Genomic DNA, 21130 nt, shown 5'->3' on the forward strand with positions numbered 1-21130 from the left:
CCAGACCTGGGAGGAGAGACCCATGAACAAAATCTTCGAAGTCCCACTCTACGCCTATGAGCGCAGTCCCGATCAGGACGCCTCCAGCCCGGCGCGCCACAAGGTGATCGTGATCGGCGCCGGTCCCATCGGGCTGGCCGCCGCCATCGACCTTGCCCAACAGGGGATCGAGGTGCTGGTGCTGGACGACAATGACAAGGTCAGCTTTGGCAGCCGCGCGGTCTGCTATGCCAAGCGCCCGCTGGAAATCCTGGACCGGCTCGGCTGTGGCCAGCCGATGGTCGACAAGGGGGTTGAATGGAACCTGGGCAAGGTCTTTTTCGACGACCGGCAGGTCTATGACTTCAACCTGCTGCCCGAGGATGGCCACCAGCGCCCCGCCTTTATCAACCTCCAGCAATACTATTTCGAGGAATACCTGGTGAACCGGGTCCGCGAATTGCAGGAGGCCGGGGCCCCGATCGAAATCCGCGGCCGCAACAAGGTCGAGGCGATCGGCACCCATCCCGACCATGTCAAGCTGGAGGTCGAGACGCCCGAAGGCTCGTACACCGTCGAAGCCGACTGGTTGATCGCCTGCGATGGCGCCGGATCACCGGTACGTTCGATGCTGGGGCTCGATTTCGTAGGCCGCGTGTTCGAGGACAACTTCCTGATCGCCGACGTGATCATGGATGCGGGCTTTCCGACCGAGCGCTGGTTCTGGTTCGACCCGCCCTTCAACCGGGGTCAGTCCGCCCTGCTGCACAAGCAGCCCGATAATGTCTGGCGCATCGACCTGCAACTGGGCTGGGACATCGACAAGGAGCGTGAAAAGCGCCCCGAAAACGTGATCCCGCGCCTCAAGGCGATGCTGGGCGAGGATGTGGAGTTCGAACTGGAATGGGTCTCGATCTACACGTTCCAGTGCCGCCGGATGGAGAAGTTCCGCCATGGCCGGGTGCTGTTCGCGGGCGACGCGGCACATCAGGTTTCGCCGTTCGGCGCACGCGGGGCGAACTCCGGCCTGCAGGATACCGACAACCTGATCTGGAAACTGAAACTGGTGATGGAGGGCAAGGCACCCGAAAGCCTGCTGGACAGCTATGATATCGAGCGGGTCCACGGCGCGGATGAGAACATCCTCAATTCGTCGCGCTCGACCGATTTCATCACGCCCAAATCCGAGATGTCGCGCATCCTGCGCGATGCGGTGCTGGACCTGAGCGAGCAGTATGAATTCGCCCGCCCCCTGGTGAACTCGGGCCGCCTGTCGGTGCCCTGCACCTATGACGGCTCGCCGCTCAACTCGGCCGATGCGCTGCTGGACGGCCCGGCGCGCACGCGCCCCGGCAGCCCCTGCTCCGACGCGCCGCTGGGCGACGGGTTCCTGCTGCAAAAGCTGGGCGACAGGTTCATCCTGCTGACCATCGACGCCGATGCCCCCGACCAGATCGAGGAAGACGGGATCGAGGTCACGCGTTTGGCGCTCTCGGTCAAGGACGACCCGACGATGGAGCTGAAGCGCCGCTATCTGGGCGACAATGACAGCGCCGTCTACCTGATCCGCCCCGACCAGCATGTCGCCGCCCGCCGCGCGACATTCGACGAAACCCAGTTCCGGCACGCGATCCGCCGGGCCACCGGCAAGGAGTGAGCCTCATGTCCGATCTGACACTGACCCCGAACATCGCTGGCGCAGACGATTTCTATGCCGAACTGCTGGCCGCCCATGAGGGCCTCGGCAAGGCGGAAAGCGACGCGCTCAACGCGCGCCTCGTGCTGGTTCTGGCCAACCATATCGGCGACCGCGCCGTCCTGTCCAAGGCGCTGAAAGCCGCCGCATTCAAGGAGTAACCCCATGAAGATCGAGAAAATCCACCACGTCGCCTATCGCTGCAAGGACGCCAAGGAAACCGTCGAGTGGTATGGTAAGATGCTGAACATGGACTTCATCCTGGCGATTGCCGAGGATCACGTCCCCTCGACCCATGAACCGGACCCGTATATGCATTTGTTCCTAGATGCAGGTGACGGCAACGTGCTGGCCTTCTTCGAACTGCCGACCAAGCCCGAGATGGGCCGCGACCCGAACACGCCGATCTGGGTCCAGCACATCGCGTTCAAGGTCAAGGACCGCGCGACATTGATCGAGTTCAAGGAGCATCTGGAGGCCAATGGCGTCGAGGTTCTGGGCGTCACCGATCACTCGATCTTCCATTCGATCTATTTCTTCGACCCCAACGGCCACCGTGTCGAGCTGGCCTGCCCGGACCCGGAGGAAGAGGCGCTGCTGAAGCGGATGGACGAGGTCAAGTGGGACATGCTCGAAGAGTGGTCGCGCACCAAGAAGGCGCCTCAGCACGCCGCCTGGTTGCACGCCAAGGAGCTGAACAAGACCGTCTGAGATCAGAGTAACAACAGGATGGGGTCCGGTGCAGATCACCGGACCCCTTTCGCAAGGAAAGCCCGCGAGGGATCGCAAGCCGCTCCAGAGCGAAAGCTGTTAACACCGCGCGGGCAACAGCCTAATATCCGCCTGCCCCTGACAGGAGAGACGCCAGAATGACCGAAACGATCCTTTACGACTACTGGCGCTCGTCGGCCAGCTACCGGCTGCGCATCGCGCTCAACCTTGCGGGCATTGCCTATACGGCGGTGCCGGTCGATCTGGTCAAGGGGGAACACCGCTCCGAAGAACACCTCGCCCGCAATCCGCAGGGGCTGGTGCCGGTTCTCGAGATCGACGGGCTGCGGCTGACGCAGTCGCTGGCGATGCTCGACTATCTCGACCAGACCCGCGGGCTGGGGCTGGTGCCCGCCGATCCGGCGGGCCGGGCGCAGGTACAGGCGCTGGCACAGGCGATCGCGGTCGATATCCACCCGGTCTGCAACCTGAAGGTCGCCCGCCATGCCACCCAGCTCAGCGGCGGGGCAGAGGGCATGCCGGGCGCCTGGATGCGCCATTTCATCCGCCCCGGGCTTCAAGCCTTTGAGACGATGCTGGCCGGGTTCGAACAATCGCCCTATTGCTGCGGCGATGCGCCCGGGCTGGCCGATATCTGCCTGATGCCCCAAATCTACAATGCGCGCCGCTGGGAAGTGGACATCAGCGACCTGCCACGCCTCTTGTCGGTCGAGGCGGCCTGTGCAAAACACCCGGCCTTTGCCGCCGCACATCCAGATCGTCACGCCCCCGCGTGATCTTGGCGCCGCCGGAAAACACACGTTTTCCGGCCCGTTTTCCGTGTCGGAAAACGGCCCCCCTCCGAAAGCCACTGGACAGCCCCGATCCGGGCGCCGTTAATGTGGCAAGGATGAGCGGGAGGCAGGCATGGCATCACACGGATATGACAGCGGAAGGCTGAACCTGCCGTTTGTGGGCATCTGCACCTTTGGCAAATACCCCTATGTCGAGGATTGGGACAATATCGACGCCGATGCGGCGGTCCTCGGCGCGCCGTTCGACTTTGGCGCACAGTGGCGATCCGGCGCACGCATGGGACCGCGGGCCATCCGCGAAGCTTCGACCCTGTTTTCCTTCGGCCATGCAGGCGCCTATGATTTCGAAGACGACATCACCTATCTCGATCCCGCCAAGGTGCGGATCGTCGATATCGGCGATGCCGATATCGTGCACACCGACACGATGAAGAGCCACGCCAATATCGAATTTGGGGTGCGCAAGATCCTGCAGGCCGGGGCGTTGCCGGTGGTGCTAGGGGGCGACCATTCGATCAACATCCCCTGTATCAACGCCTTTGACGATCAGGACCCGATCCATGTGGTGCAGATCGACGCGCATCTGGATTTTGTCGATGAACGGCATGGCGTGCGCTATGGCCACGGCAACCCGATGCGGCGCGCAGCTGAGAAGGCGCATGTCACCGGGCTGACCCAGATCGGTATCCGCAATGTCTCTTCCACCGCCAAGGACGGCTATGACGCCGCCCGCGCCATGGGGTCGGATATCCAGTCGGTCCGGCACGTACGCCGGATGGGAACGGCGGCAATGCTCGACCGTATCCCCGAAGGCGTCCGCTATTACCTGACCATCGACATCGACGCCTTCGACCCGTCGATCGCACCGGGCACCGGCACGCCCAGCCATGGCGGGTTTCTCTACTACGAGGTGCTGGAACTGATCGACGGGCTGGCACAACGCGGCGAAATCGCCGGGATCGATCTGGTCGAGGTGGCGCCGGATTACGACCAGAGCGGCGCCACCTCGATCCTGGCGGCGCAACTGCTGATGAACACACTAGGCCGGGTGTTGCACCACCGCCGACGTTAGACCACCACCCGAAGGCAAGCGCGGCACCGTTTTCCGACGCGGAAAACGGGCCGGAAAATTTGCAATTTTCCGGGGCCCGCCCCGATCAGAGCGCGCGTGCCCGATCACGCAGCAGGAATTTCTGTATCTTGCCGGTCGAGGTCTTGGGCAATTCGCCAAACACCACCATCTTGGGCGCCTTGAAATGTGCCATGTTCGCCCGGCAATGCGCGATCAGGTCGGCCGCCTCCACCGATTGCCCCGGCTTCAGCTCGACAAAGGCGCAGGGCGTTTCGCCCCATTTCTCGTCCGGACGCGCCACCACCGCCGCCTCCATCACCGCCGGGTGCTTATAGAGCACATCCTCTACCTCGACCGACGAGATATTCTCGCCCCCCGAGATAATGATGTCCTTGGACCGATCCTTGAGCGCGATATAGCCATCGGGATGCATCACCCCCAGGTCGCCCGACGCGAACCAGCCACCGCGGAACGACTTGTCGGTGGCGTCGGAGTTCTTGAGATACCCCTTCATAACCACGTTGCCCTGCATGAAGATCTCGCCCATGGTTTCGCCATCGGCGGGCACCGGTTCCAGCGTTTCGGGATCCGCGACCATCAGGCCCGACAGCGCCGCGTTCTTGACCCCTTGGCGCACCTTCAGCGCCGCCCGATCGCTGGCTGGCTGCGTATCCCATTCCTCTTTCCAGGCGCACACCACCGAGGGGCCATAGGTTTCGGTCAGGCCATAGACATGGGTTACCTCAACGCCCATCGCCTCCATCTTCTCGATCACCGCGGCGGGTGGCGGCGCGCCTGCGGTCATCACCTTGATCTGGTGGTCGAAATCCTTGAGATGCGCGGGTGCATTGGCGAGCATGTTCAGCACGATGGGCGCGCCGCAGAAATGGGTCACTTTTTCCTCACGGAAAGCGCGATAGATCGGCTCGTCCCGCACGGCGCGCAGGCAGACGGACACACCGGCATTGGCCGCCATGGTCCAGGGGAAACACCAGCCGTTGCAATGAAACATCGGCAGGGTCCAGAGATAGACCGAGTGCTTCGGCATCCCCCAATCGAGGATATTGGTATTCGCGTTCAGCGCCGCGCCCCGGTGATGATAGACGACGCCCTTGGGGTTGCCGGTGGTGCCCGAGGTGTAGTTCAGCGCGATCGCGTCCCATTCATCATCCGGCAGCGACCAGGCGAATTCGGGGTCACCCCCGGCCAGCAGTTCCTCATAGGTCAGCGCGCCAAGCCGCTCTCCGCCTTCCAAACTGGCATCTTCGATGTCGATGACCAGCAGATCAGGACGATCGATCTGTGCCAAGGCCTCACGCACAACACCCGAGAATTCGGGATCGACGATCAGCGCCTTGGCCTCGGCATGGTTCAGGATGAAGGCAATGATCGGCGCGTCAAGGCGGGTATTGATCGCATTCAGCACCGCGCCCACCATCGGCACGCCGAAATGCGCCTCGTACATCTCGGGGATATTGGCGGCGATGATCGAAACGGTATCGCTCTTGCCGATCCCGCGCGCGGCCAGAGCCCCGGCCAGACGGCGACAGCGCGCATAGGTTTCGGCCCAGGTGTAGCGGCGGGTGCCGTACACCACCGAGGGGTAATCCGGATAGATCGCCGCCGTACGCTCGATCATGCTCAGCGGTGACAGCGGAGTAAAATTGGCACGTGTCCGGTCCAGATGCTGGTCATATATGCTGCTGCCGGTCATGTCCTGTCCTCCCTGAGTGATGCCCTGCGCGCAGATGTGGCACAAACACGCCCGGCAAGGAAAGATCGTAATAACACGTGCCTGCCGCAACAATCGAACCGGGGCCCCGCAGGCCCCCGATTCTTTCTTGCCGAAGGTGGATCAGCCCTTGCTCTTCCAGGGCACCAGCACCCGTTCGGCCCAGCGCATCAGGATATCGATACCAAAGCCGATCACGCCGATCAGGATGATCCCCATGATCACGATATCGGTCAGCTGGAACTTGGACGCGACCATGATCATCATCCCGGCGCCCTTTTCCGCCGCCACCAGTTCGGCGGCAACCACGGTGCCCCAGCAGACCCCCATCGCCACCCGCGCACCGGTGAAAATCTCTGGCAGCGAGTTCGGAACGATCACGTATCGCATGATCTGCGCCTTGCTGGCGCCCAGCGAGTAGGCCGCGTGCACCTTAGAGATCCTGACCCCCGAGACGCCCGAGCGGGCGGCGATGGCCATGATCCACAAGGCCGCCAGAAACAGCAGGATGATCTTGCCCGTCTCGCCGATCCCCGCCCAGATGATGACCAGCGGGATCAGGGCCAGCGGCGGCACCGGGCGCATGAATTCGACGATCGGGTCGAACCAGCCGCGGAACCAGTCGCTCAACCCCATGGCATAGCCCAGCGGAATACCCACCAGCGCGCCGAAGAAGAAGCCGGCAATCACGCGGAACAGGGAAAAGCCCAGATGCTCCCACAAGGTGCTGTCGCGATAGCCGGATTTGGCGATCTCGCCCAAACGGCTCACCACGGCTTCGGGCGGTGGCAACCAGATCGGCTCCATCTGGAGGCCCGAGGGTGGCCGGAAGCTGATCGCCCCCTTGTCGGTCAGCGAAAACTGACCGGAGCCAGTCTTGATCGACTGCCCCTCGGATATGGCGGTGCCGTCGATAGCTACGATCTTGGCGCCTTCCTTGCGCTTGGCCTCGTCATTCTTGTCAAAGATGATGGTGGTCGAGCGCGATGCGGTCATCGACACCGCATCATCCTTGGCAAAGCCGGGCCCTGGGTCCACGTCGAAATTCTCGGTCTTTTCACCAAAGGGGTAGACCTTGACATGGACTGTGGCGTCGTCGCGGGCCCCATTGGCATCCTCGAGCGTGTAGACAAACGAGGTATCGCCGACAAAAGGTGCCGGTGCGTGCAAGAACGACGGCACGTATTTCGATCCGGTGAACGATCCCCAGATCAGGAAGATGGTGAGAACCGACACCACCGAAGCGATCCGGTTCGAGGTGACCGCGCTCTCGTCACCGAATGTGACGGTCTTGAGTGAGGTGAAATCATTGGTGGTCTTGCGCACGAAAAAGCGCACGGTGAGGAACGACCCGACAAAGATCGCGACATAGACCGCAAGGATAATCAGGCCGATCATTGTGCTGCCTCCGTGCGTCCCATGATTTCTTCCTCCATATCCCAAATCATCGAGAGGATTTCCTCGCGAGTCCGGGAATAGCCTTCGGATTTCTTGACCTCGCGCAGGTCTGCGTTCACCCCCATATCGGCATAGGGCAGACGGTATTCCTTGTGGATACGTCCAGGGCGCGGGGCCATGACCAGCAGCCGTTCACCCAGCAGCAGGGCCTCTTCGACCGAGTGGGTGATCAGGATGATGGTCTTGCCAGTCTCTTTCCAGAGCTTCAGAACCAGGCCTTGCATCTTTTCGCGGGTCAGCGCGTCCAGTGCGCCCAGTGGCTCGTCCATAAGGATCACGTCGGGATCGTTGGCCAGACAGCGTGCCAGCGCGACCCGCTGCTGCATGCCGCCGCTCAGCTCATAAATCGCCTTGTCCTTGAAATCGCCAAGGCCGGTCACATCGAGAAGATGGTCGACATGGCTGCCATACTCCGCCGCGCGCTGCCCCTTCATGCGCGGGCCGAAACTGACATTGTCACGCACGTTCATCCATTCGAACAAAGCGCCTTGCTGGAACACCATGCCACGTTCCGCGTCGGGGCCGTGGACCTTGTGCCCGTTCATGGCGATGTGGCCCTCGGTCGGCGCCAGAAACCCGGCGACGATGTTCAACAGTGTTGTCTTGCCACAGCCCGAGGGGCCGAGCACGCTCATCAATTCGCCTTCCTTGATTTGCAGCGTCACGTTTTTCAGCGCCTGCACCGAACTGCCGTTCGGCAGGTCAAAGCGCATGGATATGTTTTCGATAGACAGTCCCGACATGGCCCGCCTTTCCTGTTGGAGATATTTACAGGGGTAATTGTCGCCGTTTCCGGACGAAATGCAAAATGCAGGCGGCGGGACAGCCCGCCGCCCGTCATCCGGTCGGCTTACATGCCGCCTGCCGCGGCCAGCGGCCCGGTGTTCACGGCGTTCTCGTAGGTGTCCAGCGCGCTGTCGATGCTGCCTGCTTCGACGAACACATCCGCCACACCCTTCATGAAGGTCTGCGCATTGCCGCCCAGCCAGGCACCGCTCATCTGTTCCTCGATGGTCGGGAACTTGAAGGTGGCGATGGTCGCGGCGGTCGCCTCTTCATCCATACCCGCATCCTTGGCGATCAGCGGCAGCATCTCGGCATGGTTGGCCTCGTCCGCCCACATGGCGTTTGCATCCGCCGTCACCTTGAGGAACTTGGCGACCAGTTCGCTGTTTTCAGCGACCCAGCCCGCCGGACCCGAGGTCACGTCGAACACCAGGATACCCAGTTCGGTCTTTTCGTCACCGGTCAGCAGCACATTGCCATGCTCAAGCGCACGGCGCAGCGAGCCGCCCCAACCGCAGAACATGTCAACCGCGCCCTGGGCAATCGCCGCGGCGCCATCGGGCGGGTCCATGTCGACAACGTCCATGCTGGCGACATCGACGCCGAAATGGTTCATCTGCTTGAGGAAGCCATAGTGCGCGGCGGTGCCCAGCGGCACGGCCACCTTCTTGCCCGCCAGTTCGCCCGCATTGTCCTTGTCGATCTCCAGCTCCGAGCGCACGACGCAGTTGTCGTTGTCGGCATAGGACACAGCGACGTCGAGGATTTGCAGGTCCTGCCCGGCCGAGGTGGCAACCACGAAGGGCGGAACGCCCTGGCTGACCGACAGGTGCACATCGCCCGACGCCATCGCCGCCGACATCTTCACGCCGCTTTCGAAGCTGACCCAGTTGACCTTGACGCCCAGCGCCTCGTCATAGGTTCCCTTCTGCTTGGCGTATTCGAACGGCATCGGCCATTCGAGGAAGTAGGCCACGGTGATCTCGCCCTCGGCAGCCAACGCCGCAGGCATGGCGCCAACCGCCAGCGCCAGACCGGCTACAGCACCCAAAAGCTTCGTTTTTGCAGTCATCATCCAATTCTCCCTGTGTTCCGCCGGAATGGCGGAGGAATTTCGCGAACGGTTCAGCCGTTTCTGCTGTTTCGCGGGCCCTCGTCCGAGCGCCCCTCCCTACTCCGAAAGGAAATCCCCCTTTCGATCAACGAATTTTTCTGCCATTGGGCCAAGTCTTGGACAGACCAACTTGCGGATTTCAAAACACCAAATCTGGAAATACTTATGTATTTCAGACCGCTAATCAGGCACCTCACGCGTCGCCCTGCCGTAACGGCAACATATTTGGATATATGTGAGGTATATTTCTGGCCCTATCGAATGCCCAGGATTTGACGTCTCTGGACTCTATCACGCGTCTCGGTTTTTCTGGGACATCGGAGTCGATCAAACAGTCATCAGGAAAGGCCACATCATGGACGGCACGTTCAACGAAAACGATCTGAGTCGGGTGGTCGAAGCCGACCGCGCCCATATCTGGCACCATCTGATCCAGCACAAACCCTTTGAGACCAATGATCCCCGCATCATCGTCGAAGGCAAGGGCATGCGGGTCTGGGACCAGAAGGGCAAAGAGCATCTCGACGCCGTCTCGGGCGGGGTCTGGACCGTCAACGTCGGCTATGGACGTGAGTCCATCTGTAAGGCGGTTTATGACCAGTTGATGAAACTGTGCTATTTCGCCAATTCCGCCGGGTCGATCCCCGGTGCGCTTTATGCCGAGAAGCTGATTTCCAAGATGCCGGGGATGAGCCGGGTCTATTACACCAACTCGGGATCCGAGGCGAACGAGAAGGCGTTCAAGATGGTGCGCCAGATCGCGCACAAGAAATACGGCGGCAAGAAGACCAAGATCCTCTATCGCGACCGCGACTATCACGGCTCGACGCTGGCGGCGATGTCGGCAGGTGGCCAGGACGAGCGCAACGCACAATACGGCCCCTTTGCACCGGATTTCGTCAAGGTTCCCCATTGCATGGAATACCGCAAGGAAGAGCTGGGGCTGGGTCATCTGTCGGGCGCCGAGTTCGGCCGCGCCGCCGCCGACCTGATCGAAGAGGTGATCCTGCGCGAGGGCCCCGAGACCGTCGGTGCGCTGTGCCTTGAGCCCGTGACCGCCGGTGGCGGCGTCATCACCCCGCCCGAAGGATACTGGGAGCGGGTTCAGGAAATCTGCAAGCAATACGACGTGCTCTTGCATATCGACGAGGTCGTCTGTGGCATCGGCCGCACCGGCACCTGGTTTGGCTATCAGCAATACGGCATCAAGCCCGACTTCGTGACCATGGCCAAGGGCGTTGCCTCGGGCTATGCGGCCATCGCCTGCATGGTGACCACCGAGGAAGTGTTCGAGATGTTCAAGGACAACAGCGACGATCCGCTGAACTACTTCCGCGATATCTCGACCTTTGGCGGCTGCACCGCCGGCCCAGCCGCAGCGCTGGAAAACATGCGCATCATCGAGGACGAGGACCTGCTGGGCAACTGCACCGCCATGGGCGAGCGGATGCTGGGCAACCTGCACGCGCTGATGGAAAAGCACGCCGTGATCGGCGATGTGCGCGGCAAGGGCCTGTTCCTGGGCGCCGAACTGGTAGCCAATCGCGAGACCAAGGAACCCGTGACCGAGAAACAGGCACAGGCCGTGGTTGCCGACTGCATGGCGCAGGGCGTCATCATCGGGGTGACCAACCGCTCGATCCCGGGTCGCAACAACACGCTGTGCTTCTCGCCGGCGCTGATCGCCACCGCCGAGGATATCGACGCCATCACCGATGCGGTCGATCAGGCGCTGACCCGCGTCTTCGGCTAGGACCGGGGGCCGCGACCGGCACCTCTCCTTTTGGGTCGTCTGCCCGTGAAACCGGCGCGTTCCGCGCGCCGGTTTCGCCATTTTCGGCCCCGGCGCCGGACCGAGACTATTTGAACCCGGCCCCGCCTGTGGTTATTTTTGATCCATGCCGTCCCTGAACGCCTCCTTTCCCCTGCGCCCCGGTCGGGTGCACGAAGCCTGCGGCCCTCTGGCCGTGGCCATGGCCGCCGTCACCGCCGCGCAGGTGAGCGGCCTTCTGTGGCTGCGCGAAAGCTGGCGGCCCGAGCTGATCAACCCCCTGGGGCTGGCCGATTATTTCGATCCCGCGCGGCTGCTGCTGGCGCAGACCAGGGACCAGACCGACACCCTGGCCGTGGCCGAGGAAAGCCTGCGCGACGGCGCCCTGCCCCTTGTGGTGATCGAGCTGACGGCGCCACTGAGCCTGACCGCCGGGAGGCGCCTGCAACTGGCGGCCAAGGATGGCAAGACAACCGGATTGTGCCTGATCCCCGAGGGCATGGGCAGCAACGCGGCCGAAACCCGCTGGCATTGCGCCCCGGTTTTCGACCCATCGGACTCGACTCTGATGCGGTGGGAAATTATTAAGAACAAATCAGGAACATTGGGGGCCTGGCATGTTCGATGGAATAGGGCGTCGCGTCGTCTCGATCTGGTTTCCCCGGTTGGCCAGCGACCGGGCCCTGCGGGCGCGCCCGGTTGATGGCCCCTTTGCCCTGACATTGAAACAGGCCAATGCGGACCGGCTCTATTGCCTTGATACCGGGGCGGAGCGGGCCGGGCTGCATCGCGGCATGGCCTATGCGGATGCCCGCGCCTTTTGCCCCGATCTGCAAACCCGGCCCGCGGATCCGGTGGGCGATGCGCGCTTCCTGCGGATGCTGCGCCGCTGGGCCACGCGCTATTGCCCCTGGGTCGGGCTTGAGGGGCGCGACGGTCTGGTGCTGGACATCACCGGGGCGGCGCATCTGTTCGGCGGCGAGGCAATGCTGCTTTCCGACATGCGCCAACGCCTCACGCGCGCGGGGCTGGCTGCCCGAATCGGGCTGGCCGACACGCGCGGCGCGGCCTGGGCGCTGGCCCATCACGGCGAGGGCTGCGCCGACCCCGGCCAACCACTGGCGGCGCTGGACCATCTGCCCGTCGCCGCCCTGCGCCTGGGTGAGGACACCGTCACCGGCCTGACCCGCCTGGGCCTGCGCAAGATCGGCGAGCTCGAGCGCACCGCCCGCGCGCCGCTGACCCGCCGTTTCGGTCCCGAACCGCTGCTGCGGCTGGATCAGGCGATGGGGCGCCAGCCCGAACAGATCTCGCCCCTGGCCGAACCGCCCCATTACGGGGTTCGCCTGACCCTGCCCGACCCGATCGGCCTGTTCGATGACGTGATGGCGGGCACCGGACGCCTGCTCGACCAGCTTTGCGCCAGGCTCAAGGCGCAGGAGGCGGGCGCGCGCAGCCTGTGCCTGACCCTGCGCCGGGTCGATCAGGAGGCGCAGACGGTCGAGTTGCGCCTGGCCCGCCCACTGCGCGATGCCACCCGTATCCTGCCGCTGTTCGAACGCGGCGTACGCGAGGTCGACGCCGGCTATGGCATCGACCAGATACGGCTGGAGGCAACCCGGGTCGAGCCGCAGCCGGTGCGCCAGCTCAGCCATGTCTCCTCGGGTCGGGCCGACCGTCTGGACGACCTGATCAGCCGGATCGGCACCCGGATCGGGCTGGAGAATATCCAGCGGTTTCTGCCGGTCGACAGCCATATCCCCGAACGCGGCTTTACCATCGCCGCCGCGGCCTGGTCGGAACCGGAGGGGAGCTGGGCATCGCCCCGCCCACGCCCGATCCTGCTGTTCCCGCCCGAACCCCTCGCCGCCACCGGCCCGCGCCCGCCCGAAAGGTTCCGCTGGCGGCGCATGTCGCTGAGCACGGCGCGCGCCACCGGACCGGAGCGGATCGCCCCCGAATGGTGGCTGCCCGACGAGAACTGGCGCGGCGGGGTCCGCGATTACTGGCATGTCGAGACCCGGCAGGGGCGGCGGCTGTGGCTGTTCCATACACCGCAGAACCCGGGCTGGTTCGTACAGGGGGAATTCGCATGACCTATGCCGAGCTTTGCGTCACCACCAATTTCACCTTTCTCACCGGCGCCTCGCATCCCGAGGAGATGGTGACCCGCGCCGCCGAGCTGGGCCTGCATGCCATCGCCATCACCGACCGCAACTCGCTGGCCGGGGTGGTGCGGGCCTATGCCGCGCTAAAGGAGTTGCGGCGCGAGGCGGACGAGGCGATCCGCATCCGCTCGCAGCACCGGATCGATTCCTGCTCGCGCCAGGAGGTCGGGCATCCGCAGCCGATCGCCCGCCCCGAGGGGCCGCACCTGCCCCGGCTGATCACCGGCTGCCGCCTGGTGCTGCGCGACAGCCCGCTGCACTGGATCGCCCTGCCCCGCGACCGCGCCGCATATCAGCGGCTGACCCGGCTGCTGACGCTGGGCAAACGGCGGGCGGAAAAGGGCGATTGCCATCTCGATCTGGCCGACCTGCTGACGGGCTGCACCGGCATGATCCTGATCGCACTGCCGCAGGGGCGGCTCGACGGCGCTCTGCCCCATCTTCAGCAGGTACAGCGCCGCTTTCCCGGCCATGTGTTTCTGGGCGCGGCACCACGCTATGACGGGTCGGATCAGGCCTGGCTGGACGCCTGCGCCCGGCTGGCCCTGCGCAGCTCGGCCCCGATGGTGGCGGTGGGCGATGTGCTGATGCATCGCGCCAGTCGCCGCCAGCTGGCCGATGTGCTGACCTGCATGCGCGAGCATATCACCATCGACCGGATCGGCACCCGCGCCCTGCCCAATGCCGAACGCCGCATCAAGGGCCATGCCGACATGGCCCGGCTGTTCCGCGACCACCCCGCCGCCCTGCGCCGAACGCTGGACATCGCCGCCCGGTGCAGTTTCTGCCTGAGCGAGCTGAGCTATGAATATCCCGACGAGGTTGCCGAGGGCGAAACCCCGCAGGCCCGGCTGGAGCGGCTGACCGCCGAGGGGATCGTGCGCCGCTATCCCGGCGGCGCGCCACAGCGCGTGCATGAGCTGGTGGCCAAGGAGCTCAAGCTGGTCGCCGAACTGGGCTTTCCCGCCTATTTCCTGACGGTGCACGACATTGTCCAGTTCGCCCGCTCGCAGGGCATCCTGTGCCAGGGGCGCGGCTCGGCGGCCAACTCGATCCTGTGCTATCTGCTGGGCATCACCGATGTCTCGCCCGACCAGATCGCCATGGTCTTCGAGCGCTTCATCTCGAAATACCGGGGCGAGCCGCCGGATATCGACGTCGATTTCGAACATGAGCGGCGCGAAGAGGTGATCCAGTGGATTTACCAGAGATACGGCCGCCACCGCGCCGGCCTGTGTGCCACGGTGATCCATTTCCGCTCGCGCGCCGCCATTCGCGAGGTGGGCAAGGTGATGGGGCTCAGCCAGGACGTGACCGCCAGCCTCTCGGGCCAGATCTGGGGCCAGTCTAACGGCGGCGCCGATCCTGCGCGGATACGCGAGCTGGGCCTTGACCCCGACGACCGGCGGCTGGCCCTGACCATCCGCCTGATCGGCGAGATCATCGGCTTTCCCCGCCATCTGTCGCAGCATGTGGGCGGCTTTGTCATCACCCGCGGGCGTCTCGACGAACTGGCCCCGATCGAGAATGCCGCGATGGAGGACCGCACCCTCATCGAATGGGACAAGGACGATATCGACACGCTGGGCATCCTCAAGGTCGATGTGCTGGGCCTGGGCATGCTGACCTGTATCCGCAAGGCCTTTGACCTGATGCGAGAGCACAACCAGCGGCATCTGAGCATCGACACCGTGCCGCAAGAGGACACCGCCACCTATGACATGCTCTGCGCCGCCGATGCGGTGGGCGTGTTTCAGGTGGAAAGCCGCGCGCAGATGAATTTCCTGCCCCGGATGCGGCCACGCACCTTTTACGATCTGGTGATCGAGGTCGCCATCGTCCGCCCCGGCCCGATCCAGGGGGGCATGGTGCAACCCTATATCCGGCGCCGCCAGGGGCTGGAAAAGGCCGACCCCTTTGGCCCGGAACTGGCGGCGGTGACCGCACGCACCCTTGGCGTGCCGCTGTTTCAGGAACAGGCGCTGCAAATCGCTGTGGTGGGCGCGGGCTATTCAGCGGAAGAGGCCGACCATCTGCGCCGCTCGCTTGCCTCGTTCCGCCGCATGGGGACGATCGGCGCGCATCGGGACAAATTCATCACCGGTATGCGGCGCAAGGGTTATAGTCAGGAGGTGGCCGAACGCTGTTTCGGCCAGATCGAGGGTTTTGCCGATTACGGCTTTCCTGAAAGCCACGCGGCGGCCTTTGCGATGCTGGCCTATGTCTCGGCCTGGCTGAAATGCCACCACCCCGCGATCTTTGCCTGCGCGCTGCTGAATGCGCAGCCGATGGGATTCTACGCCCCGGCCCAGATCGTGCGCGATGCCCGCGACCACCAGGTCGAAGTGCGCCCGATCTGCGTCAATGCCAGCGACTGGGACAACCGGCTGGAACGGCGCGCCGACGGGGCGCTGGCCCTGCGGCTGGGCTTTCGCCAGATCAAGGGATTCCGTGAAGAGGATGCGGGCTGGATCGTGGCGGCCCGTGGCAATGGCTATCCCGATCCCCAGGCGCTGTGGCTGCGCGCCGGGGTGACGCCGGCGGTGCTGGAACGGCTGGCCGAGGCGGATGCCTTTGCCGATATGGGGATCGGGCGGCGCGACGCGCTCTGGCAGGTGCGGGCGATCCGGGGTCAGGCGCCGCTGCCCCTGTTCAACGATCCGCTCGACGGCGAGATTATCCACGAACCGCAAGTGACCCTGCCCGCCATGCATCTGGGCGAGGAGGTGGTCGAGGATTACGTGTCGATGCGCCTGACCCTGCGCGCCCACCCTATGGAGCTGCTGCGCCCCGCGATCCCCGGCCTGACCCCGCATGACAAGCTGGCCAGCGTGCCGGCCCACCGGGTCAGCGTCTGCGGCCTTGTCATCACCCGCCAACGCCCCGGCACCGCCTCGGGGGTGATCTTTCTGACGCTCGAGGATGAAACCGGGGTCAGCAATGTTGTGGTCTGGCCCAAGATCTATGAACAGTTCCGCCGCATCGTGATGGGCGGGCGGCTGTTGCGGGTGACGGGCACCCTGCAACGCGAGGGGATCGTGGTACATGTCATCGCCCAACGGATCGAGGATCTCTCTCCCCGCCTCGCCGATTTGGGCCATCCGCTGGACAGTGCAGTTGGCCAGACCACACCGCAGACCGACAGCGCCCCTCGCCCGCGCCCGCAACCCCGCGCCATGCATCCCAGGGAACAGGCCAAGCGCCTGTTCCCCAGCCGGGACTTTCACTAGGGGAGGTTTCCGGGCTCAGTAATGCGGCGGGCGCTCGTCGCCGAGGATCACGCCGCCGCTGCCCTCTTGCGCGCGGTCGGCCTCCCGCTGCCACAGCATCGCGACCCGCCGGGTCAGCCGGTCGATCTCGTCCTGCTGGCGGGCGACCACATCGCTCAATTCATCCACCGTACGGGTCAGATGCGCGATCCGTTCTTCGAGATGCGTCATGGCGCTGTCCTTTCACAGTGGCGTGTCCCCTTCCCATACAGGCGCAACGTCACGCTTGCCAGCCCCGCCGCCACGGTCCGACAGTTGCGGCAGGGAGGACAGACATGAGCGTGATCATCGACAGCGCCCTGGGCGTCACCACCATCACCATCAACCGGCCAGAGGCGCGCAACGCGGTCGATCCCGACACGGCACGCGCGCTGTATCAGGCGTTTCTGGGTTTCGAGGCCGATCCCGACCAACGGGTCGCCATCCTGACCGGGGCGGGCGGTGCCTTTTGCGCAGGCTTCGACCTGAAATCGGCCGGTTCCGGCGCGGCGGATGCCTGGATTGGCGCGCTTGACCTGCCCCCGGATTGGAACGACCCCGTGGGCGATCCGCGCCCCGGCCCGATGGGCCCCTCGCGGCTGATGCTGTCGAAACCGGTGATTGCCGCAATCGAGGGGCCGGCGGTGGCGGGCGGCATGGAACTGGCCGCCTGGTGCGATCTGCGGGTCATGGCCCAGGGCGCGGTAGCGGGCGTGTTCTGCCGCCGCTGGGGCGTGCCGCTGATCGACGGCGGCACCGTGCGCCTGCCGCGTATCCTCGGCCAGGGGCGGGCGAGCGACCTGATCCTGACCGGCCGCGCGGTCGAGGCCGACGAGGCAATGGCCATGGGCTTTGCCAACCGCGTCTGCCCCGAGGGGGAGGCGCTGGCCATGGCGCGGGAACTGGCCCGCGCACTGACCCGGTTTCCGCAGGCCTGCATGCTGGCCGATCACCTCTCCGCGCGGATGGAACCCGCGGAACTGGCCGCAGCGCTGCGCCGCGAATGGCGCTCGACCGCCACCTTTGCCGCCGAAGGCCGCGCCGGGGCCGCCCGCTTTGCCGCTGGCAAGGGGCGCGGTGGCGATTTCGCCGATATCTGAACCCGCTCTGCGGCGGTGCTGCGCCTTGCCCCGGGCCGGGCCATGGGCTAGACCGCGCGCGGAACAACGACCGTGCGAGGACGCCCGTCATGGCCAAGCCCAAGAAAACGCCCCGCCCCAAGGCCGAGACGCCCAAGGGCTTTCGCGATTATTTCGGCGCCGAGGTGACCCAGCGCACCGAAATGCTGCGCACCATCGCGGGGGTCTATCATCGCTACGGCTTCGAGGCGCTGGAATCGAGCGCGGTCGAGACGGTCGAGGCGCTGGGCAAGTTCCTGCCCGATGTCGACCGCCCCAACGAGGGCGTGTTTGCCTGGCAGGAATCCGAGGACGACGGCGCGGGCGACTGGATGGCGCTTCGCTATGACCTGACCGCGCCGCTTGCGCGCGTCTATGCCCAGCACCGCAACGACCTGCCGACGCCTTACCGCCGCTACGCGATGGGGCCGGTCTGGCGCAACGAGAAACCCGGCCCGGGCCGATATCGTCAGTTTTATCAATGCGATGCGGATACGGTGGGCAGCGCGTCCATGGCCGCCGATGCCGAGATCTGCGCCATGCTCAGCGACACGCTGGAAACCGTCGGCATTCCCCGTGGTGACTACGTGGTTCGGGTAAACAATCGTAAAGTTCTGAATGGTGTGCTCGAAACCATGGGCCTGGCCGACGAGGGCCAGCGCGACGCCGTGCTGCGCACCATCGACAAGTTCGACAAGGTCGGCGCCGACGGCGTGCGCGAGTTGTTGGGCAAAGGACGGCTCGACGCCTCGGGCGCGTTCATCGACGGTGTGGGCCTGAGCGACGATCAGGCCGGGCCGGTGCTGGCCTTCCTGACCTCCAAGGGCGCGGATGCAACCGCCACCGTGGCCAACCTGCGCACGGCGGTGGGCGCCTCCCAGATCGGGGTACAGGGGATCGACGAGTTGGAACAGATCGGCGAATTGCTGGCCGCAGGTGGCTACGGCCCCGACCGGATCGTCATCGACCCCTCGGTCGTGCGCGGTCTTGGATATTACACCGGGCCGGTTTACGAGGCCGAGCTAACCTTTGAAATCTTTGACGAAAAAGGCCGCAAGCGGCAGTTCGGCTCGGTCTCTGGCGGCGGACGCTATGACGATCTGGTCAAGCGATTCACGGGACAGGAAGTCCCGGCAACCGGTATCTCCATCGGTGTGGACCGCCTGCTGGCGGCCCTGCGCGAGAAGGGCCGCATTCAGGCCGTGGAACATGGCCCCGTCGTGGTGACGGTGATGGATCGTGACCGCATGGCCGACTATCAGGCGATGGTGGCCGAGCTGCGCAATGCCGGGATCCGGGCCGAAGTTTACCTTGGCAACCCAAAGAACTTCGGCAACCAGCTCAAATATGCCGACAAGCGCAACTCTCCGGTTGCGGTGATCGAAGGCGGCGACGAGAAAGCCAATGGCGTGGTACAGATCAAGGACCTGATCCTGGGCGCGCAGATCGCCGCCAATGCGACGCTGGAAGAGTGGAAGGAGCGCCCCAGCCAATACGAGGTCGCCCGATCCGATCTGGTGGCCAAGGTGCGCGAGATTCTGGCGGGGCAGGCGGAATGATCACCCGCGCCCGTATTCTGGAGCAGGCCGCGCAGCTGCGTGCGCGGTTCGAGGCGGCAGGCGCGCAGACGGTGGAAACGCCGATCCTGCAACCGGCCGAAACCCTGCTTGACCTTTATGGCGAGGATATCCGTGCGCGGGCCTATATCACCTCGGACGCGCTGAGGGGCGAGCAGATGCTGCGCCCCGACTTCACCGTGCCGGTGGTGCAGAAACACATGGAACACGGCGCCGAACCCGCCCGCTATACCTATGCGGGCGAGGTTTTCCGGCGGCAGGAACACGACCCCGACCGCGCCAATGAATATATCCAGGTGGGGTACGAGGTGTTCGACCGGACCAACCCGGCCGCCGCCGATGCCGAGGTATTCGCCCTGATCGCCCAGGCACTCGACGGTCTGGCGTTGCGCGCGGCCACCGGCGATATCGGTATCCTGATGGCCGCCGTGGCCGGGCTGAGAACCACCGAACCGCGCAAGGCGGCTCTGATGCGCCATATCTGGCGCCCGCGCCGGTTCCGGGCGCTGCTTGACCGGTATGCGGGCCGGACACCGGTTCCACCCGCGCGCGCGGCACTGCTGGCCGCCGCTGACCCGCTGGCCGGGGGCGCCCCCGAGATCGGCAAACGCGACCGCGCCGATGTCGAGGCGCGCATCGCGGTCCTGCGCGCAGATGCCGCCGCCGAACCCATTTCCGACAATGAAATCGCCGGGCTCGACGCGCTGCTGTCGGTGCGCGAGACCATGCCCTTTGCGCTGGAACATCTGCGCGACATCGCGGTGGACCTGCCGCAGATCAATCCGGCGCTCGACCGGCTGGAGGCGCGCATCGCCGCCCTGCGGGCGCGCGGGGTCGACGTAGACCGGCTGGATTTCGAAGCCTCCTATGGGCGCACATCGATGGAATATTATGACGGTTTCGTCTTTGGTTTCTATGCCGAGCGGCGGCCCGACCTGCCGCCCATCGCCACCGGCGGGCGCTATGACGCGCTGACCCGGCGGCTGGGCAACGGGGCCGAAATTCCGGCGGTCGGCGGCGTGCTGCGCCCGGGTCTGATGCTGCTGCTTGCGGAGGCCCGGACATGAGCCTGAAGCTTGGGGTGCCGTCCAAGGGGCGGCTGATGGAAAAGACCTTTGCCTGGTTCGACAAGCGCGGCATCACGCTCAGCCGCACCGGATCGGACCGCGAATATGCGGGCCGCGTCGATGGGATCGAGGGCGTGTCGCTGGTGCTGCTCTCGGCGGGGGAAATCCCGCGCGAGCTGGCGGCGGGGCGCATTCATCTGGGCGTTACCGGCACCGATCTGGTGCATGAGAAGCTGCCGCTCTGGGATCAGCAATTGGAAGAGGTGGCCCAGCTTGGCTTTGGCCAGGCCGACCTGATCATCGCGGTGCCCGCCTGCTGGGCGGATGTGGATACGCTCGATGATCTCGACGCCGCGGCGGCGGGGTTCCGGGCGCGGCACGGGCATCGCCTGCGGATCGCCACCAAGTATCACCGGCTGGTACGCGAATTCCTGACCGCTGCGGGCGTGGCCGACTACACCTTGGTCGACAGCCAGGGCGCGACCGAAGGTACGGTCAAGAACGAGACCGCCGAGGCGATCGCCGACATCACCTCAACGGGGGAGACCCTGCGCGCCAACCACCTGAAGATTCTCAGCGACGGGCTGATCCTGCGCAGCCAGGCGACGCTCTGGCGCAGCCGCACCGCTCCGGTCGAAAGCGGGGACAAGCAGGTTCTGGAACAGCTGCTGGACCGGTTGGCAGGATAGGAGAAAGGGGGCGCTGCCCCCGGTGCAAAATTCGTAGAATTTTGTCACCTCCCCCGAAGTATTTCGGGCGGAATGAAGGTGCATCCCTTCGCACAGTTCGGTCGGCTCATGGTTCGTTGAGCCGCTTTG

At 64.8% G+C, this 21130-nt stretch carries 18 protein-coding genes; 13 read left to right on the forward strand and 5 right to left on the reverse strand.

Going from position 1 to position 21130, the window contains the following annotated elements; genetic code table 11:
• Positions 1 to 22 precede the first annotated feature (22 nt).
• From AC2FNA_RS09170 to speB, 5 genes are all read left to right on the forward strand, one after another.
• Positions 23 to 1636 carry an FAD-dependent oxidoreductase gene (locus tag AC2FNA_RS09170; RefSeq protein WP_496825835.1) on the forward strand — a complete coding sequence of 538 codons (1614 nt, stop codon included), beginning with the start codon at positions 23 to 25 and terminating at the stop codon, positions 1634 to 1636.
• 5 nt (positions 1637 to 1641) lie between these two features.
• Positions 1642 to 1836 carry a DUF2783 domain-containing protein gene (locus AC2FNA_RS09175; protein ID WP_496825837.1) on the forward strand — a complete coding sequence of 65 codons (195 nt, stop codon included), beginning with the start codon at positions 1642 to 1644 and terminating at the stop codon, positions 1834 to 1836.
• Positions 1837 to 1840: 4 nt separating this feature from the next.
• Positions 1841 to 2386 (forward strand): VOC family protein, encoded by a 546-nt coding sequence (locus AC2FNA_RS09180; RefSeq protein ID WP_234137529.1) that lies wholly within the window; start codon positions 1841 to 1843, stop codon positions 2384 to 2386.
• A 158-nt stretch (positions 2387 to 2544) separates the two neighbouring features.
• Positions 2545 to 3183, forward strand: a complete 639-nt coding sequence (gene maiA / locus AC2FNA_RS09185; protein ID WP_496825839.1) for a maleylacetoacetate isomerase — start codon at positions 2545 to 2547, stop codon at positions 3181 to 3183.
• A gap of 130 nt (positions 3184 to 3313) precedes the next feature.
• Positions 3314 to 4273, forward strand: coding sequence for an agmatinase (speB, locus tag AC2FNA_RS09190; protein ID WP_496825841.1), 960 nt, complete (start codon positions 3314 to 3316; stop codon positions 4271 to 4273).
• 85 nt (positions 4274 to 4358) lie between these two features.
• On the opposite strand, the gene AC2FNA_RS09195 is transcribed toward speB, so the two are convergent.
• From AC2FNA_RS09195 to AC2FNA_RS09210, 4 genes are all read right to left on the reverse strand, one after another.
• Positions 4359 to 5987, reverse strand: a complete 1629-nt coding sequence (locus tag AC2FNA_RS09195; RefSeq protein WP_496825843.1) for an acyl-CoA synthetase — start codon at positions 5985 to 5987, stop codon at positions 4359 to 4361.
• 141 nt (positions 5988 to 6128) lie between these two features.
• Positions 6129 to 7394: an ABC transporter permease gene (locus AC2FNA_RS09200; RefSeq protein WP_496825995.1), complete on the reverse strand. Its 1266-nt coding sequence runs from the start codon at positions 7392 to 7394 to the stop codon at positions 6129 to 6131.
• A 5-nt stretch (positions 7395 to 7399) separates the two neighbouring features.
• Complete coding sequence (locus AC2FNA_RS09205; RefSeq protein WP_496825845.1) at positions 7400 to 8206, reverse strand: ABC transporter ATP-binding protein; 807 nt, start codon at positions 8204 to 8206, stop codon at positions 7400 to 7402.
• Between the two features lie 107 nt (positions 8207 to 8313).
• Positions 8314 to 9321: a taurine ABC transporter substrate-binding protein gene (locus AC2FNA_RS09210; protein WP_496825997.1), complete on the reverse strand. Its 1008-nt coding sequence runs from the start codon at positions 9319 to 9321 to the stop codon at positions 8314 to 8316.
• Positions 9322 to 9718: 397 nt separating this feature from the next.
• Here AC2FNA_RS09210 and AC2FNA_RS09215 point away from each other — a divergent pair, with 397 nt between their 5' ends.
• From AC2FNA_RS09215 to AC2FNA_RS09230, 4 genes are all read left to right on the forward strand, one after another.
• On the forward strand, positions 9719 to 11116 hold the full coding sequence (locus AC2FNA_RS09215; RefSeq protein WP_234137521.1) for an aminotransferase family protein: 1398 nt from the start codon (positions 9719 to 9721) through the stop codon (positions 11114 to 11116).
• Between the two features lie 145 nt (positions 11117 to 11261).
• Positions 11262 to 11837, forward strand: coding sequence for a hypothetical protein (locus AC2FNA_RS09220; RefSeq protein WP_234165787.1), 576 nt, complete (start codon positions 11262 to 11264; stop codon positions 11835 to 11837).
• The gene (locus tag AC2FNA_RS09225; protein ID WP_496825848.1) at positions 11752 to 13230 is read left to right on the forward strand and encodes a Y-family DNA polymerase; all 1479 of its coding nucleotides are present in this window, start codon (positions 11752 to 11754) and stop codon (positions 13228 to 13230) included. Before AC2FNA_RS09220 ends, AC2FNA_RS09225 begins: the two co-directional genes overlap by 86 nt.
• Positions 13227 to 16532, forward strand: coding sequence for an error-prone DNA polymerase (locus AC2FNA_RS09230; protein WP_496825850.1), 3306 nt, complete (start codon positions 13227 to 13229; stop codon positions 16530 to 16532). The genes AC2FNA_RS09225 and AC2FNA_RS09230 overlap by 4 nt, the downstream gene beginning before the upstream one ends.
• A 15-nt stretch (positions 16533 to 16547) precedes the next feature.
• Here the strand turns inward: AC2FNA_RS09230 and AC2FNA_RS09235 are convergent, their stop codons facing one another.
• Entirely contained in the window at positions 16548 to 16742 is a 195-nt protein-coding gene (locus AC2FNA_RS09235; RefSeq protein ID WP_234137513.1) for a SlyX family protein, read from the reverse strand.
• 104 nt (positions 16743 to 16846) lie between these two features.
• Here AC2FNA_RS09235 and AC2FNA_RS09240 point away from each other — a divergent pair, with 104 nt between their 5' ends.
• The 4 genes from AC2FNA_RS09240 to hisG all read left to right on the forward strand — a co-directional run bounded on the left by AC2FNA_RS09240 (position 16847) and on the right by hisG (position 21001).
• On the forward strand, positions 16847 to 17650 hold the full coding sequence (locus tag AC2FNA_RS09240; RefSeq protein WP_496825852.1) for a crotonase/enoyl-CoA hydratase family protein: 804 nt from the start codon (positions 16847 to 16849) through the stop codon (positions 17648 to 17650).
• An 89-nt stretch (positions 17651 to 17739) separates the two neighbouring features.
• A complete protein-coding gene (hisS, locus tag AC2FNA_RS09245) occupies positions 17740 to 19227 on the forward strand; it encodes a histidine--tRNA ligase (RefSeq protein WP_496825854.1) in 1488 nt (495 codons plus the stop codon).
• Complete coding sequence (locus AC2FNA_RS09250) at positions 19224 to 20312, forward strand: ATP phosphoribosyltransferase regulatory subunit (protein WP_496825856.1); 1089 nt, start codon at positions 19224 to 19226, stop codon at positions 20310 to 20312. Before hisS ends, AC2FNA_RS09250 begins: the two co-directional genes overlap by 4 nt.
• The gene (hisG, locus tag AC2FNA_RS09255; RefSeq protein WP_234142891.1) at positions 20309 to 21001 is read left to right on the forward strand and encodes an ATP phosphoribosyltransferase; all 693 of its coding nucleotides are present in this window, start codon (positions 20309 to 20311) and stop codon (positions 20999 to 21001) included. The genes AC2FNA_RS09250 and hisG overlap by 4 nt, the downstream gene beginning before the upstream one ends.
• Positions 21002 to 21130: the final 129 nt, after the last annotated feature.

The sequence above is a fragment of the Ruegeria sp. YKSD163 genome, from assembly GCF_059612905.1.